This window comes from Haloferax sp. Atlit-6N (assembly GCF_003383195.1).
GTDB lineage: Archaea > Halobacteriota > Halobacteria > Halobacteriales > Haloferacaceae > Haloferax > Haloferax gibbonsii.
Genome location: NZ_QEQJ01000367.1, coordinates 1 through 447, shown reverse-complemented (window position 1 = coordinate 447; position 447 = coordinate 1). Strand labels below are relative to the sequence as shown.

The 447-nt window shown below is 58.4% G+C and carries 1 protein-coding gene; it reads left to right on the top strand.

Translation table 11 applies throughout. The annotated features are described in order from the left end of the window. Positions 1 to 119: 119 nt before the first annotated feature. Positions 120 to 447, top strand: a 328-nt coding sequence (locus DEQ92_RS22790) for a histidine kinase dimerization/phospho-acceptor domain-containing protein (RefSeq protein WP_304999718.1), incomplete at its 3' end; no start/stop codon positions are given.

Sequence of the window (447 nt, the reverse complement as noted above, 5' to 3'; positions counted from 1 at the left end):
ACGAGCGCAAGAACGGCGAACAGTACGTCGTCGTGCAAACGGTCGCGCCCATTCGCGGACTGAACGGAGAGATCGAACGCTTCGTCGCAATCAATCACGAAATTACCGAACTCAAGGAGATGGAGCAAGCGTTTCGAGAGCAGAGCGAAGAGCTGGAGTTACTGAATCGGATCCTCCGTCACGACGTCCGAAACGACCTGAACATCATCCTCGGGTGGGCCGAATCGTTGGAGGAGACGGCCACCGGCGAAGAGGAAGAGAAACTGGAGCGGATTCGCTCTGCTGGCCAGCGGGCGGTCGAACTCACCAGAGTCGCGCGCGACATCGCAGAAGCGATTTCGGGCGAAGAAGAACCGGAACTGCATCCGGTCCCACTCGACGACGTCCTCACTACCGAGGTCAAGAACCGGACGGCCGCATTCGACGATGCAGCTATCGAACTACACA